This window comes from Gluconobacter sp. Dm-62 (genome assembly GCF_018256155.1).
Lineage (GTDB): Bacteria > Pseudomonadota > Alphaproteobacteria > Acetobacterales > Acetobacteraceae > Gluconobacter.
In genome coordinates this window covers 124,701-139,964 of sequence record NZ_JAERLY010000007.1, presented here as the reverse complement: position 1 = coordinate 139,964, position 15,264 = coordinate 124,701, and the positions used below count along the sequence as shown (strand labels likewise).

The following is a 15,264-nucleotide window of genomic DNA, read 5'->3' as shown; positions in this document are numbered from 1 at the left end:
GACACGAAAGGAAGCACCCGTCCACGGGTGCTTCCTTTTTTTATTTCAGCGGTTTTGTAGCGAACTGAGAGTTACGGGAGAAAGAAGTAACGGTGTCTCATACGATTGGCAGATCATTCAGGGTCACGAAACCTTTTGACAACCATATTCCATCGCTCCAGTCCCTGCGGGGAATTGCTTCCCTGGTCGTATTGCTGCGGCATTATGTGCTTTGCTTTCCTGTAAGCAGTTCTTTCGGGCTTGTTGCTGAGAATGTTTTCCTCAATTCCCATGCTGCAGTCGTAGTGTTTTTTGTTCTGAGCGGTTTCGTTCTGTCACCGTCTTTTTTCAGCAAACCCCTTGGAACAAGAGAGATCGCGGGTTTTTATACACGCCGGATCTTTCGGATACTGCCTCTCCTGATGGTCGTCACCGTCCTCTCCCTGATTTACGTAAAATCGCATTTCTCGGAAAGACGCGTGCCATTCCTCAATGACTGGTTTGAGGGATTATTGCCTCACGGGATGCCTTTATCCGCTCTTGCCATCATTAAATGCCTTGTTGGCATGAACAGTGCTCTCGTCCCTCAGAACTGGACGGTTGCCTGTGAAATCCTGGTTGCGCTTGTCTTGCCATTCTTGATCAAAGCCTGCACCGGACGCATATGGGTATCCGCGCTGACGACCGTGGCCTTCACAGGACTGTCGTTTCTTGTGACTGGCGGTAGCGGAAAGACGCTGCCGATCTTCTATGCGGTAGACTTCATTATTGGAATTCTGACATTCAGAATTCTGAACGCGCATCAACGAAGCTATCCAGATGTATTCTTCTATCTTGCGGTAATCGGCCTTCTTGGCGTTCGGGAAACCTTGAATCTGCTGTCCCATCACGGGGAGATCCCATTCCACGACCCCTTATGCAGCCTGATAGAAGCCCTTTTTTCTGCGATCATTATTTACGGGCTGGCGACAAGAAATCACATGTCCAGAATTCTGTCGTATCGCTGGCTGTCCTGGATTGGAGATATATCGTTCGGGATATACCTTTTCCATTTTCTGGTAATCGTCATTGTCGCACGTCTGATAGCGCCCTTCCTGCTTTCAGCACCGCTCTCCGCGCAAATGCCGGTCATGCTGGTTCCTGTCCTGATCCTTTCGTTCCTATCAGCATATTTCTGCTTCCATTTCATTGAAATGCCGGCAAACAGGCTCGGTCGTACCCTTCAGAAATATATCCAGTGAAGCGCGATAGCTGCTGTAAAACCAGATCAAGCAGCTCCCCCTGTTCTATCACCTGTTAACCCGCGTGAAGGTAGCTGCCTCCATATTGCGACCGTCGCCTGCACAGGCGACGGTCGCAATCATCTGTCATCTTCTGGTTATGAGTCCGGCGCATGATGCGCTAGGGTATCGTCATGCGTTATACACTGCGTCAGTTAGAGTATTTTGTTGCGGCTGGTGAAGCGGGCTCAATCCGCCATGCGTCCGAACGCCTTTCAATTTCTCAGCCGTCCATTTCGACAGCGATTTCTCATCTTGAACTTGAACTGAACGTACAGCTCTTTATCCGGCATCACGCGCAGGGTCTTTCCCTGACCGCGGTGGGCCAGATCCTCATGGAAGAGGCCAAGCGCGTTCTGGGGATGGCCGAAAATCTCTATTCCTTGGCTGCCGAAGCCACGGACCAGGTTCGAGGAACACTTTCGGTAGGAGCAATGGTTACGCTTGCTCCAATGATCATGCCCGAACTCGTGCATAATTTCTGCACAAGATATCCTGCCGCTGAAATCCGTCAGGTAGCCTCCAATCACGAATGGCTTGCTGAAAAGCTCAAGCAGGCCGAAATCGATATTGCGATTACCTACGACCTTCATCTGCCGTCAGGAATCGAGTTCCTGCCTCTGGCCAGCTTGCCCCCCCATGTCCTGGTGAGCGAAAACCACCATCTGGCACAGCGCGCCTCTATAGATCTGGCCGAGCTTGCCGCAGAACCAATGATCTTTCTGGATCTCCCTCTCAGCAGGCAGTATTTTAACGCGCTCTACCATCGCGAAGGGCTGGAACCCAACATCTACGCCCGTACTGCCGAGCAGGAAGTCGTCCGGACGATGGTCGCCAACGGATATGGATATACGCTCGCGAATGTCCGTCCCTGTTCAGATATGGCCCTTGACGGCAAAAAGGTCGTTCGTGTGAAGCTGTCAGGCGACCATCGCCCCATGGTCATTGGAATGGCGACATGGCAGGGCGTCCGAAAATCTCGTCTTCTCGACCTTTTCGCCCACCACTGTCGCTCCTCGATTTCGGATAACGCAATACCGGGCATGAGTCCGCTTCATTAGAACCTGCTAGTTCAGCGCTTAGGGCAGGAGCGGGCCCCTGATGGAACGGATTACTCAGAATAATCCGGCTCTTCGCGGTCAAGGATAAGTTTCATTTCCTCAAAATGCCTGATGGAGAAATCTGTGATTTTCTCCCAGTCACGCGCGGTTCTCTCGGCAACATCATCAGACAGGATGGAGAGTTCACGTCCCGTGGAATAAGCCGTCACCAAAATCTGGCAGGCGCGTTCGATCGTGTACATGTCGTCGAAAGCCTCTCCGATGGTCGGAGCCACGACCAGCACACCATGATTGCCCATCATCAATCTGGTCTTGTCTTTCAGAAGAGAGCTCAGACGGGCTCCCTCCGCCTCACTGTCGGCCATGCCACCATATTGAGTATCGACGGCAACCCGGTTGAAATACCGCGCGGTATTCTGATCGATCGGCAGAATCGTGGGGTCCCGAAGCGTGGAAATCGTCGTGCTGTAGATGGGATGAAGATGCATGGCGACCCGCGCTGTAGGACACAGGCTATGTAACTGCCCGTGGATCGCCCAGGCTGTGGGATCCAGATCAAGTGCCGCCATGCTGGCAGGGTCTTTCGTATCGACCAGAATAAGATCGCTGGCCCGGATGCGTGAGAAATGACGCCATTTCGGATTGATGAGAAAGCGCGAACCATCCGAAGACACCGAAACACTGAAATGGTTCGCCACGGCTTCATGCATGCCAAGCCGGGCAGCAAGACGAAAAGCTGCAGCAAGATCGATCCGGGCTTGTTTCTCGTCATGGGCGGTCATGGGAGCAGCTCCTGCACAAGATAATCTGAAATCTCGGGATTCCTCCATCCTTTAAAGATCCCACGGTGTACGGGAAAGACGGATTTAGCGAATGCACTCTCTTGTTTTTCCGATGCAGCACGCCCGAAAACTCTTAGGAAAAGACTAAGCAACGATAATCAATTCGATTGTTTCTCACGGCATATCGTTTCCATACAACAACGGAGAGGTCTTCCTGAGTTGTGGAAGAATTCTTCTGTCAGTCCAGTAGGAAATGTCCAGCATGACAACGGAAACCGTCGATACCCTCATTATTGGTGCTGGCCAGGCCGGCGTGGCAATGAGCGAGCATCTGGGCAAGCGGGGTGTACCACATCTCGTCGTCGAGCGCGGAAAGATCGCCCAGAGATGGCGTGCCGAACGCTGGGATTCCCTTGTCGCCAACGGACCAGCCTGGCACGACCGTTTTCCTAACAGAACATTTGACGAAACCGCCCCTGATGGCTTTGCCCCCCGGGCACAGCTCGTCGAATATTTCGAAGCCTATGCTGGCCAGATCGACATGCCAGTGCGCTGCGGAGTAGAGATACGTCACCTCAAAAAGTCTGCGGACGGCTCGGGATTCGAAGCGCAAACGGCAGACGGCACCATCAGGGCGAAAAACGTCGTGGTGGCGACAGGCCCCTTCCAGAAGCCGTCTTTCCCCCAGATTATCCCCGAGGATTTCGACGTGCTCCAGATGCACTCGAACACCTACAAAAACCCGCAGCAGATCCCCGAAGGCGGCGTTCTGGTTATCGGCGCGGGCTCGTCCGGCGCCCAAATTGCGGACGAACTCCGCGCTTCGGGGCGTGACGTCTGGCTGTCCGTTGGCCCCCATGACCGTCCGCCCCGTCGTTATCGCGGCCGCGATTTCGTATGGTGGCTCGGCGTGCTCGGCCTGTGGGATATGAAAGTGCCCAGCCCGGATACGGAACACGTCACCATCGCGGTAAGCGGCGCGCATGGCGGCCACACCGTTGATTTCCGCAATCTCGCCGCCAATGGCATGACCCTGCTCGGCCGCACCGAAACCTTCGAGAATGGCTGCCTGCACTTCGCCAGAGACCTTCAGAAGAATATCGAAGGGGGAGACGCCAACTACCTGTCGATGCTGGATGCCGCGGACGCCTATGTCGCGGCTCACGGACTGGACCTGCCAGAAGAACCGGAAGCCCGCGCCATCGGAGCCCTCCCGTCCTGCGTGACAGACCCGATCCTGAGCCTTGATCTGGAAAAAGCCGGCATCAAGACCGTCATCTGGGCCACCGGCTACAAGTTCGATTTCAGCTGGATCGATATCGACGTCCTCGATGCCCGCGGCGCCCCGCGTCACGAGCGCGGCGTATCCGTCGAACCCGGGCTCTATTTCCTTGGTCTGGCATGGCTGTCACGACGTGCCTCTCCGTTCATCTGGGGGGTCTGGCACGATGCGGATTACCTCGGAGAATATATCGCGGACCGTCGTCTGGCTCTGGCAGGCTGACGGCGGAGGCGCCCGGTGTCCGTCTCCAAAATCGAGACCATCCTCTCGACGCTCGTCGGCTTTCCCAGCGTCTGCGGGTTGCCAAACGGTGAGATCATCGACTGGATCGAAGCGCATCTTCTGGCCTCCGGGGCCAGAGTGCGCCGCGTCCCCGGAGATCCCGCCACCGGTGTTCCGGGGCGCTACAGTCTGTTCGCTGCCATCGGCCCGGAGGAGGAAGCGGGCGGCATCGTCCTGTCCGCCCATGCCGATGTGGTGCCCGTCACCGGCCAGAACTGGTCTTCGGACCCGTTCGTCCTGACCCGCCACGACGACCGGCTCTACGGCCGGGGCAGCAGCGACATGAAGGGCTTTCTGGCCTGTATGCTGAACCTTGCCCGTGAAGCGGGCAGGGAAGGACGCCCCGCCCTGAAGCGCCCGCTTTATCTTGCGATTTCCCATGACGAGGAATTGGGCTGCCTCGGAGTGCGCTCCCTGATCGACGGCATCCGCGAAGAGGGCGACCTTCAGGCCGTCGGCTGCATCGTCGGCGAACCGACAGGAATGCAGGTCGCCGTCGCCCATAAAGGGAAAATCGCGTTCGAAATCATCTGCCGGGGGCAGGCGGCCCATTCGGCAAATCCGTTCCTCGGAAAAAGCGCCATCACACTGGCAGGTGACATGGTGGGGGCCCTCTCCCGCCTTCAGGAACACATCCGCCAGACCGAACGGCATGACGGACGTTTCGAAGTCCCGTTCTCCACCGTTCAGGCCGGGCTGATTTCCGGCGGAGCCGCCCTCAACATCGTCCCGGACCTGTGTACGCTCACAGCGGAGCTGCGCCTTCTGCCGGGTCAGGACGGCGCGCCCTATCTGGACTGGCTGGAAAACGCCGGACGCGAGGCTGTCGGGAAACTCGGCGGTGGTGCCGTCGAACTCCGCGTCATCAATTCCTACCCCGGCCTGAACGCGGTCCCCTCAAGCGATATCTGTTCACTTGCCTTGCATGAAGCCGGCCAGAATCAGGTCGGCACCATTGATTTCGGAACGGAAGCAGGGCTCCTGAGTGAACATCTCGGGATGGATTGCATTGTCTGCGGCCCGGGCTCCATCGCACGCGCCCACAAGGCTGACGAATACGTCACCCTGCCCGAACTGGCCGCCGCAGAGCGTTTCCTGAACGGGGTCCTTGAACATCTCAGACGATGAGCGGCGTCATGAGCCGCTCCATTCATGAAAGACACTGCCCATGACATTTTCCATTGTCGCCCGCTGTGAGCGGACCGGTCAGTTCGGGATGGCCGTTTCGTCCTCCTCCCCGGCCGTCGCCAGCCGCTGCGCCTTTGCCAGAGCCGGTGTCGGCGTCGTGGCTACCCAGAACATCACGGACCCCCGCCTCGGCCCGTCCGGGCTGGACCTGCTGGCGCAGGGCGCAACGGCGGAGGAATGCCGGGACATTCTGGTGCGCGGCAACGCCTTCCGGGAGTTCCGTCAGCTCATCGTCCTGGACCGGGATGGAAACACCGCACTCTGGGCGGGAAAACAGATCCTGGGATGCCACGCCGAAGTGTCCGGCACGAATGTCGCCGCAGCAGGCAATATGCTGGCCCGCGAAGATGTTCCGAATATCATGATCGCAGCATTCAATGCGTCCAGCCCGGCGCTGGAACTGTCGGAGAGGCTGATCCTTGCCATGGAAGCCGGTCTTGAGGCTGGCGGGGAAGCCGGGCCGGTCCATTCCGCCGGGCTGATGGTGGTGGAAGAGCAGAGCTGGCCTCTGGTAGATCTGCGTGTGGACTGGAGCGACGCCCCCCTCGCTGACCTGCGCCGCCTCTGGACGCTCTGGCAGCCCCAGATGCACGACTACGTCACGCGCGGCCTCAACCCGCTTTCGGCCCCGTCTTATGGGGTGCCGGGGGACCGCTAAAGCCCCCCGTTTTCTGGAAGAGCCTTATTCAGGCGTCTTCCAGAATCATTTTCGCCGCCTTCGCCCCGATCATCATGCTCGGCGCGCTGGTATTGCCGCTGATGAGCGTCGGCATGATCGAGGCATCCGCAACGCGCAGACCCTCAATCCCGCGCAGCTTCAGGCGCGGCGTGACAACCGCGTCGTCGTCTACGCCCATGCGGCACGTCCCCGCAGGATGAAAGACCGTCGCCGCACTCTGCCGCAGATACTCCAGAATCTGCGCATCGCTTTGTACGTCTTTGCCCGGCGCGATTTCCGCGCCCCGCGTTCCGTCAAACGCCGCCTGCTCCAGAATTTTCCGCGCCGCCCGGATGCCTTCGCAAAGGATTTTCAGGTCATGCGGGGCCGAGGCGAAATTGAAATCGATGACCGGCTGCTTCGAGCCATCCGTCGCCAGCCTGATGCTGCCCCGGCTCTTCGGCCGCAGAACACAGGTATGGATCGCAATCCCATGCCCCCACTCGAACAGTCGCCCGCGCGGACTGCGATAACCGGGCACGAAATGGAACTGGATGTCGGGCACATTGTCGCAGGCGATGGGCGTGCGGGCAAACCCTCCGGCCTCGACATAATTCGTGGTCAGCCACCCCTTGCGCCCGAAGAGGAATTTGAACGGAGATTTGAGAATGGCTGGCAGAGAACGGCCGGAAAAGCCCAGCGTCCGGTGATCTTTCGAACGGACCGTGACCAGCCCGTCCAGATGATCCTGAAGATTCTGCCCAACGCCGGGCAGATGATGAAGGGGCGAAATCCCCGCTGCAATCAGGTCCTCACTCCGCCCGATCCCCGACGCCATCAGGATCTGCGGTGAACCGATCGCGCCTGCGCAGAGCACGATTTCCCGCTTCGCCCGCAACAGTTGCGTTGCGCCGTCCTGAACGATCACGATTCCCCGGGCCACCCGCTCCTCAATCACCAGATTGCGGACCTCAACACCCGACATCAGAGTGAAATTCGGCCGCGTCAGAATCGGATGAACGAAAGCGCGATACGCACTGAGCCGATACCCATCGCGCTGCGTGACGTCATAGATCCCGACGCCCTCCAGCGTGGCTCCATTGAAGTCGGAGTTTTCCGGGAACCCCGCGCTGACACCAGCCTGCACGAAACTGCGTGACAGCGGATTGACGTCCCGCGGCGTTGTAACATCCAGCTCCCCCATGACGCCATGAAACGCCGGATCAAGCTTGCGATGACAGTGTTCAAGATCCCGGAACTCGGGAAGAACGCTGTCCCACCCCCATCCCGTGCAGCCCAGAGCCTGCCAGTGATCGTAATCCGTGCGGTCGCCCCGGATATAGATCATGCTGTTGAGCGTGGTGGACCCACCCAGCGCCTTGCCGCGCGGCACATGGATGCGCCGGGCCGCCAGATGCTCCTGCGGCGTGGAGTGGAACTGGTAGGCAAAACGCCGGCTTTTGTAGAGCGTCAGCGTCCCCGCCGGGATGCGGATTCTCGGGGTACGGTCGCTTTTCCCCGCCTCGATCAGACAGACGCGGAAACGGCCATCGGCGCTGAGGCGGTTAGCGAGAACACATCCCGCCGAACCGGCTCCCACAACGATGAAGTCAAAAGACCGGGACAGGTCGCTGTACATGTCCATCAGAAACCCGTGGAAACAGTCGCAAGGCAGGCGAAGGACGGCGCCACATAATAGCTGGATGTTCCTGCCACCGGGCCGGTGCTGTAAACGCCGGACAGGTAATGGCTGTCGCCCAGATTGACGATGTTCAGGCGGATGCTCGGCTTCTTGAAAAACCCGATATCGTGCGTGCGCGCACCCAGCATCATGTCCACCTGCTTGTGGCCGGGGATGCGCTCGTCGTTCATGAACGTGCCGTATTCCTTGTCGACATACTTCATGGACACGCTGCCAAAGAACGTCCCGTCATCATACTGAACACCAATGGCCGCCATCCAGCGCGGCGCCGACGTCGCGATCTTGCCCTTCGTGGCGTAGGTCACACCGCCCATCGTGATGTTGTTGTCATTGGTGGCGTAAAGATATTCGGCAGACATGTACGGCGAAAAATGGTGCCAGGGCGTAAAGCCGAGTTCCGCATCCACCCCGCGCGAGGTCATCCCACCCGCATCCAGGAAGTAGGGAACGGCGTTGATGTACTGGTTGATGGCATGGTGGACGAAGTTGTAGTTGAACAGCGTCACCGAACCCATGATCCAGTTGTTATGATACCGCGCGCCCAGTTCTTCGGCGATGCTGTATTCATCCTTCAGATGCGTATTGGCCGTCTGGTAAAGGCTGGCATCATACGGGCTGTTATACTGGTTGTAGAATGCCGACCCCATCGGAACACGGAAGCTCGTCGTCGCATTGGCAAAAAGCTGGATGTTGTTATTCACCTTGTAGCTGATCGACATGCGCGGAAGCGGCTCGGCCGAGTTGTAGCCAACAGCATATTGCGGCCCCGGCTGCTGAAGCGTCCCGCTGCGCGCGGTCATGACTTCCTTGAAGCCGACATTGATGTGCAGCCGGTCATTGAGCAGCCGCACCTCATCCCCGACATACAACCCGACCATCTGCGTAATCGTATGATACCGCCAGCCATTGAGAACGGTCCCGTCCGTCAGCTTGAGCAGCGAATTCGAAACATTCCCGGCCTCGTCCAGCCCCGAGAAAGGCTCGCTGACATTCATGTCGCTGTAGCCATACCACGCCCCGAAAACCAGATGATTAATTCCGGCGTCGTAATGCATGGCCGCATTCAGGCCGGTATAGTTCTCCCGCCCGTACCAGTCCCATTTCGCGGCGACATTGCCATCCTGCGAATAGGTGTTCCCCGCAAGCTGGCCATTCACCGGCTGCGTCCCATCATAATAGGTGCCGCTCGTCGGGATCGTATAAACGCCCAGCGGATAATTCCCCGACCCATGATAGAAATACGGGGTGATATCCACGGAAAGCTGATGGTTCAGCTTGAAGTGGGACTGACTGCTCAGGAAATAATCCGTCCAGTTCGTCTGGAAGCCCTTGTAGTAGTTTGCGTCGCCAAACTTGTAGGTCCCATCCAGATTGATCCCACCGCCAAGACCGCTCTTGTTCCATGCCGCCAGCGAAGGCGTGCTGTACCAGGCCGTGCTCTCGTTGTTGTACGTGAGAGACAGGGTCGTATAGCTCTCCGGCGCCCAGTCCTTGATCGCCTTGAAATCCATGTGCCGACGGTTATTCCGCCCCGGTCCGCGCCACGCCTGACTGGTCAGGTTCGAAAATGACGCAAACGCCCGCACACCCGTATTCCCGATCTCCCCGGTATCATAACGGATGAACTGCCGGTTCATCTGATGCGAGCCATAACTGACATCAATCTGCCCCGAACGCTTGTATTCCGGATTGCGGATCCGCACGTTCATCGTGCCACCAGCAGAATAAACAGTCGGAATTTCGATATCAGGCGCGCCCTGCTGAAGCTGGACACTTTCCATGTTCTCGCTGTCCACCCACTCCGACGAGTTGGGCGTGTAATTGTCCGGGTCGTTCATCGGCGCGCCTTCGAAGATGTAGCCGATTTCCTGCTGGTTGAGACCGCGGACGCTGACGGAGGACTGGTCGGTGACGCCGAAGGGGTCTCCCATGGCGACGTTGGCGCCGGGGGAAAGGTTGACGAGGGCCAGGGTGTTGGAGGCGGGGGACTGTTTGGCGATGAATTCGTGGGAGATGGTGCTGATGGAGCGGGCTGCGGTTTCGCGTTTGATCAGGCCGCCGCCTGGTCTGTGGCGGCTGACAGAGACGTTGATTGTTTCGCCAGGGCCGGTGTTTTCTACCGAGGTGCGTTTAGCGTGGGCTGGGGTAGCCGCCGGCTGGGCGTTGTGAGCGGGAGCGTTGTGTCTGGTTGTGGCTGCAAGGGCTGTTTTCGCGCCTCCTCCCAGCAGGAGAACTGTCGAGGAGAGAAGCAAACAATGGCGTGAAAGCAGGGATTTCGTCTGCATGGCGGTGCCTCGGCATGGATGACCCGTGCGGCGCGGGTCTTTCGTTAGGGAGGAGGGGCTTATGGCGTGTGTTCAGTCCGGGATGACGGCGATGACGTCCACTTCGATCAGCCATTCAGGCCGGGCGAGCGCGACCACGACCAGTCCGGTGAAAACGGGAAAAACCCCTTTGAGGTGCTGTCCCAGCACGCGGTAGGTGGCCTCGCGGTAGCGGATGTCGGTGAGATAGACCGTGACCTTGCAGATATGGGACAGGTCGGAGCCTGATTCCTTCAGGAGCAGAGTGATGTTTTCCATGACCTTGTGGGCCTGTCCGACTGGATCGCCGACGGCCACGTTCTCACGCGTGTCGAGATCCTGAGGGACCTGTCCGCGGACATAGACGGTATTTCCAGCAACGACGGCCTGACAGAGATCGTTGTCGAGGCTCTGTTCGGGGTACGTTTCCTTCGTATTGAAGGGGCGGATTCGGGTGTGGACGGGCATGGAACTGTTTCCTCAAACTCTTCGCGCCTGATGCGAGTTTGGTGCGATAGAGTAATGGTCGCAATTCGATGCGCTGAGTTAAAGAACGGATGTATGGGGAAGCGCTTCGGAAAAACTGAAGAAGGCTTTCGCAGAGAGGCCAACCGTCAGGTTCTGTGTCGCGCCAGCGCACGATAAAGAAGGCCGGGGACGAGGATTCCGAGGATCCAGGAGACGTCGATTCCGCCGATGGCGCGGGCAAGCTGGCCGGTATAGAGGCCGTTAGACAGGAACGGAATCTGCACGATGACGCCTATGGCGTAGCACAGCAGCGCCGGGCGGTTGGCGCGGCCGTAAATGCCGCCGTCGTGCCGGAAAAGGGAGGGGATATCGTAGGTTCCGTGTCGGACCAGATAATAGTCAACGAGGTTGATGGCGGTCCAGGGAGACAGGACCGCGAGCAGCAGCGCGATGACGTTGTCGAGAATTTCCAGCACGCTTCCATTCAGATTGATGGTGATGACGGCGCAGCACAGACACAGGGTCAGGGCAGCCAGGGCCCGCGATTTTCCGGTTGGGGTCCAGTTGGGGCGGAAGGTCTGGAGGAAAGTCAGGGAGGAGAGCGCGGCGCAGTAGATCTGCATCGTGCAACTTACCAGTGTTGAGACCATCATTACCGCAAAGAGGGCCATTGGGAGCAGCGGCGACCAGGGCCTTACGGCGTCGTACATGTTTCCTGAAAATCCGGTGCTGCCGATATAGGAGCCGATGAATGTCGGGAACGCGGTGCCGATGACGCTGCCTGCCAGACAGACGAGGAAGGCCGTGCGTTCACCGGTCGCTGATGGAAGATAGCGCGTGTAATCAGAGACATAGGGGGCGTAGGCGATTTGCCACAGGACGCCGAGCGACAGGGCCGTCAGGAAGTCGTGGGGTGTGGGGGATTGCCACATCGGCTGTGCGAGATGACCGCCGGAGGCGGACATATAGGCGAAGGCAAGAAGGACGAATGTTATGGCGGCGACAGGAATGAAGCCGGAGATGAAACGTTCGATGACGTCATGGCCGATTGCACAGAGGCTGCCGATCACGATGACGGAAATCCATATCGGGAGCTGGCTGACGGAGTTTCCGAACACTTGCACGATCTGTTCGCGGCTGATGGCGAAGAATGTGGATGTGAAGCCGACATACATCAGGATGATGATGGCAATGATCAGCAGGCTTCCGGACGAGCCGAACTGCCCGCGTGTCTGTTGCATCTGGGGAATGCCGAGATGGGGACCCTGGGCGGCGTGAAGGGCCATGAAGACGCCTCCCAGCAGATTTCCCGTGAGAATGGCGAGGAGTGACCAGCCGAGGGAAAGGTGACAGATGTTCGGGTAGATCAGGCCGGTCATGATGGCCATGATGTTCTGGTTCGCGCCGATCCAGACCATCAGGAGGGACCATGCGTTTCCATGGCGACGGTCTTCAGGGACGGGAAAGATCGTTTCGTTTTCAACGGCAAAGGCTGACGTTGCGGTTTCCTGAACGGTCTTATTCTGGGACGGGTTCATGAAGGGGGATCTTTCCCGTTTTCTGGATCAGATATCGTTCCACTCTGGCACTGTATGGGCTGGGTCGATAGCCCTCAGGAAGCGTGAGATCACGTCCTCTTTTTCAGGCTCGGCGCCGCACATCAGGGCGATGGCGAGTCCCGTCAGGGAGGAGGCCGGGGTGTGGCGGCTTTTGGGGTTTGAGTCTGCTCTGGCGCAGAGATCCATGACGAGAGTCGGGCAGCAGAACAGACCGGAGCGGATGGTTTCGCGCCAGTTGGCGGGCAGGACGTTGCGTTGCGCTAGCCCTTCCAGAAGAGGGCGCCACAGGAACCGGGCCTTGTCGCGGAGGAAGGCCCGTCTCAGGGACGGGAGCGACCAGTGCGTTGTGACGAAAGCGGTTCCGTTGCTGATCCGGATTTCGGGGCAGGTGTCCAGTTCAGCAGAATGATAGAGCCAGTCCGCATGGGCGAAGATGTTGTGAAATGTGGCTTTGATCTCGGCGAGAAGGGCCGGGATGTTGCGTCCGGCGAAGGCAGGATCGAAAAGGGTCAGGCTGGCGCTGTCAGGGTTGAACCAGACATTGGCGTTATGGGCGTCTCCGTGGGCCACGACACCGCCGCTTTGAGCCAGCGTTTCGGGCGCCAGATTTTTGAGCGAGTTTTGGAAGCAGTCTTTCAGGGTGCGGTCGTAGCGTATGTCGTCGATCACCCAGTTCAGTTCGAGAAGCTCGCTGCCAGTCAGGACGATGCCGGGGAAGGTGAATTCTCGTTCCGGAGCGAAGAACTTTGTTGCTCTTCCGCCGAGCGTATCGGACGGTTGATCCGGTGTGGTGAGGCGATGGTGAAAGAGCTGGTGGATCGGTTCGTCCGCGCTCTGTTTCGCGGTGATCGGGTGCCATGAGCGCAGGTAGAGCGTGGCGCTCAGCTGATCGAGTGCCTGCTGGGCCTGAATGAGATCGAGTCCGTCCGAGCCATGCAAAGGCGTTCCATGATCGACCGCGCGGGCGGCATCGGCGAGTTTCGGGATGGTTTTGAGCGGGTAGAGCAGGATCTGCCGTCCGACGCGACGGCAGACATGGGCGGGCATATCGACCGGGAAGCCTGCGTCCAGCAGGATTTCGCCCCGGTAGAATTCCTGAAGGACGGAGTCTTCGTTTTCTTCGTGGTGGAACTTGAAGAAAAACTGTTCTCCGTCGTCACGGGTCATGAACCCGTTGACGGAGTTCAGGCTGTAATCATCCGCGCCGAGAACGACTTCCGTGATCCGGAAGCCGAACTCCTCCTCGATCATGCGTGACAGGAGATCCCGGGCGAGAGCGGGGTTTCCGCTTCGGGCTGCGGCGAGGATTCCGGCCGCGCTGACGGTTTCCTCGCTGCTTGCTTCGGGGCTCATCGTGATTCGAGCTTTGGCATGGGGCGGGCCGAGGAGACGGCGCGGGCATGGCCTGAGAAGTTCTCGTAGCGTGCGAAGCGTTCCGCGTGGCGGGCGGCTTCCGGATAGGCTTCCGGCGAGACGCGGGCGAAGGACATGCGCTTCATGAAATCATGGACTGAAAGCGGGGAGTGGGTCCGGGCAGCGCGGTTTGTCGGGAGGACGGCGTTCGGGCCGAGGACGTAATTGCACAATGTGACGGGAGAGGCCGTGCCGAGAAGGACTTCGCCTGCGTTACGGATGCGTCCGAGATCCGCCATCGGATCGACCGTCAGGATTTCGAGATGTTCCGGTGCGTAGGCGTTCGTGAAATCGACGGCAGCGCTGAAGTCCTTGGTCAGGATGACGCCGCCATGAGCGCCACCCAGAACGGCGCGGGAGAATTCGGCGCGTTTGGCGTCCATTTCGGCCCAGTGTGCGGGCAGGGCGGCGATGACGCCTTCGGCCACGCGGCGGCTGCTGGTGACGAGCCAGGCAGAGGAATCCGGACCATGTTCGGACTCGATGATGAGGTCCAGTGCGGCCAGCACCGGATCGACGCTGTCATCGGTCAGGATGATGCTTTCGCTGGGGCCTGCGGGGATGCCGGGGTCGATCCGGTCGGACAGCAGTCGCTTGGCGGCGACGACATACGGACTGCCGGGGCCGACGATCTTGGCGCAGGCGGGCACGGTTTCCGTTCCGAAAGCGACGGCGGCAACGGCCTGTGCGCCGCCACATTTATAGACCTCCTCGACTCCGATCAGGCGAGCGGCAACGAGAGTGCCGGCATCGACGGTGCCGTCGGGGGACGGGGGTGTGACGATGATCAGACGGGGGACGCCGGCCACTTTTCCGGGAATGGTCGTCATGTTCACGACGCTTGGGAAACTGCCTTTGCCGCGTGGGACGTAACAGGCTACGGAATCGATCGGGACGTTGCGATCACCGGCCCAGATGCCGGGCTGGACCTCGATCATCCAGCTTTCCTCGGGCTTCTGGGCTTCGTGAAAGCGGCGGATGTTTCTGATGCCGTATTTGATGGATTCGAGGACGTCGGGCTCTATGCTGGCGAAGGCGGCGTCGAATTCTTCCGGCGTTGCCTTGATGCTCATATTGGGAGTGGTCACCCGGTCGAAGGCCTGTGCGAAGTGGCGCAGGGCGGCGTCGCCTTCGGTGCGGACCTGTTCGATGATCGGTTTGACGCGTTCGAAGAAAACCGACAGGTCACTCTCTGTCCGTTGCAGCAGGGCTTCGGGGGTCGTCTCAGTCTGGGTCAGATCGTGGAATGTAATGTTTTCAGACATCGGATATCTCTTTCGAGGGGGATGTTCGACAGCATCCCAGGG

At 58.9% G+C, this 15,264-nt stretch carries 12 protein-coding genes; 5 read left to right on the top strand and 7 right to left on the bottom strand.

The features are described from left to right. The first annotated feature begins 92 nt into the window (after positions 1–92). Entirely contained in the window at positions 93–1,220 is a 1,128-nt protein-coding gene (locus tag JK202_RS09370; RefSeq protein WP_211560439.1) for an acyltransferase, read from the top strand. Between the two features lie 173 nt (positions 1,221–1,393). Next, positions 1,394–2,320, top strand: a complete 927-nt coding sequence (locus JK202_RS09365; protein ID WP_211560437.1) for a LysR substrate-binding domain-containing protein — start codon at positions 1,394–1,396, stop codon at positions 2,318–2,320. A gap of 50 nt (positions 2,321–2,370) precedes the next feature. Here JK202_RS09365 and JK202_RS09360 read toward each other — a convergent pair whose 3' ends face one another. Beyond that, positions 2,371–3,102, bottom strand: coding sequence for a class II aldolase and adducin N-terminal domain-containing protein (locus JK202_RS09360; RefSeq protein WP_211560435.1), 732 nt, complete (start codon positions 3,100–3,102; stop codon positions 2,371–2,373). Positions 3,103–3,364: 262 nt separating this feature from the next. Here JK202_RS09360 and JK202_RS09355 point away from each other — a divergent pair, with 262 nt between their 5' ends. From JK202_RS09355 to JK202_RS09345, 3 genes are read left to right on the top strand one after another with little or no spacing between them, the layout of a single operon-like run. Next, complete coding sequence (locus tag JK202_RS09355; protein ID WP_211560433.1) at positions 3,365–4,606, top strand: NAD(P)/FAD-dependent oxidoreductase; 1,242 nt, start codon at positions 3,365–3,367, stop codon at positions 4,604–4,606. Between the two features lie 15 nt (positions 4,607–4,621). Next, positions 4,622–5,794: an acetylornithine deacetylase gene (gene argE, locus JK202_RS09350; protein ID WP_211560431.1), complete on the top strand. Its 1,173-nt coding sequence runs from the start codon at positions 4,622–4,624 to the stop codon at positions 5,792–5,794. Between the two features lie 40 nt (positions 5,795–5,834). After that, positions 5,835–6,512: a DUF1028 domain-containing protein gene (locus JK202_RS09345; protein ID WP_211560429.1), complete on the top strand. Its 678-nt coding sequence runs from the start codon at positions 5,835–5,837 to the stop codon at positions 6,510–6,512. Between the two features lie 28 nt (positions 6,513–6,540). Here the strand turns inward: JK202_RS09345 and JK202_RS09340 are convergent, their stop codons facing one another. The 6 genes from JK202_RS09340 to hisD all read right to left on the bottom strand — a co-directional run bounded on the left by JK202_RS09340 (position 6,541) and on the right by hisD (position 15,222). After that, complete coding sequence (locus JK202_RS09340) at positions 6,541–8,157, bottom strand: GMC family oxidoreductase (RefSeq protein ID WP_249199880.1); 1,617 nt, start codon at positions 8,155–8,157, stop codon at positions 6,541–6,543. Next, positions 8,157–10,499: a TonB-dependent receptor gene (locus JK202_RS09335; protein ID WP_211560427.1), complete on the bottom strand. Its 2,343-nt coding sequence runs from the start codon at positions 10,497–10,499 to the stop codon at positions 8,157–8,159. The genes JK202_RS09340 and JK202_RS09335 overlap by 1 nt, the downstream gene beginning before the upstream one ends. 72 nt (positions 10,500–10,571) lie before the next feature. Then, a complete protein-coding gene (locus tag JK202_RS09330) occupies positions 10,572–10,985 on the bottom strand; it encodes a RidA family protein (protein ID WP_211560425.1) in 414 nt (137 codons plus the stop codon). A gap of 146 nt (positions 10,986–11,131) precedes the next feature. Further along, on the bottom strand, positions 11,132–12,523 hold the full coding sequence (locus JK202_RS09325; protein ID WP_211560422.1) for a cytosine permease: 1,392 nt from the start codon (positions 12,521–12,523) through the stop codon (positions 11,132–11,134). A gap of 27 nt (positions 12,524–12,550) precedes the next feature. Continuing rightward, positions 12,551–13,897: a hypothetical protein gene (locus JK202_RS09320; RefSeq protein WP_211560420.1), complete on the bottom strand. Its 1,347-nt coding sequence runs from the start codon at positions 13,895–13,897 to the stop codon at positions 12,551–12,553. Then, complete coding sequence (gene hisD, locus JK202_RS09315; protein ID WP_211560418.1) at positions 13,894–15,222, bottom strand: histidinol dehydrogenase; 1,329 nt, start codon at positions 15,220–15,222, stop codon at positions 13,894–13,896. Before hisD ends, JK202_RS09320 begins: the two co-directional genes overlap by 4 nt. Between the last annotated feature and the right edge of the window lie 42 nt (positions 15,223–15,264).

What these genes read in the sequence shown, in the direction of transcription:
- JK202_RS09365 (WP_211560437.1), top strand. Translation starts at nt 1,394, where the DNA reads ATGCGTTATACACTGCGTCAGTTAGAGTATTTTGTTGCGGCTGGTGAA.
- JK202_RS09360 (WP_211560435.1), bottom strand. Translation starts at nt 3,102, where the DNA reads ATGACCGCCCATGACGAGAAACAAGCCCGGATCGATCTTGCTGCAGCT.
- JK202_RS09355 (WP_211560433.1), top strand. Translation starts at nt 3,365, where the DNA reads ATGACAACGGAAACCGTCGATACCCTCATTATTGGTGCTGGCCAGGCC.
- JK202_RS09345 (WP_211560429.1), top strand. Translation starts at nt 5,835, where the DNA reads ATGACATTTTCCATTGTCGCCCGCTGTGAGCGGACCGGTCAGTTCGGG.
- JK202_RS09340 (WP_249199880.1), bottom strand. Translation starts at nt 8,157, where the DNA reads ATGGACATGTACAGCGACCTGTCCCGGTCTTTTGACTTCATCGTTGTG.
- JK202_RS09335 (WP_211560427.1), bottom strand. Translation starts at nt 10,499, where the DNA reads ATGCAGACGAAATCCCTGCTTTCACGCCATTGTTTGCTTCTCTCCTCG.
- JK202_RS09330 (WP_211560425.1), bottom strand. Translation starts at nt 10,985, where the DNA reads ATGCCCGTCCACACCCGAATCCGCCCCTTCAATACGAAGGAAACGTAC.
- JK202_RS09325 (WP_211560422.1), bottom strand. Translation starts at nt 12,523, where the DNA reads ATGAACCCGTCCCAGAATAAGACCGTTCAGGAAACCGCAACGTCAGCC.
- JK202_RS09320 (WP_211560420.1), bottom strand. Translation starts at nt 13,897, where the DNA reads ATGAGCCCCGAAGCAAGCAGCGAGGAAACCGTCAGCGCGGCCGGAATC.
- hisD (WP_211560418.1), bottom strand. Translation starts at nt 15,222, where the DNA reads ATGTCTGAAAACATTACATTCCACGATCTGACCCAGACTGAGACGACC.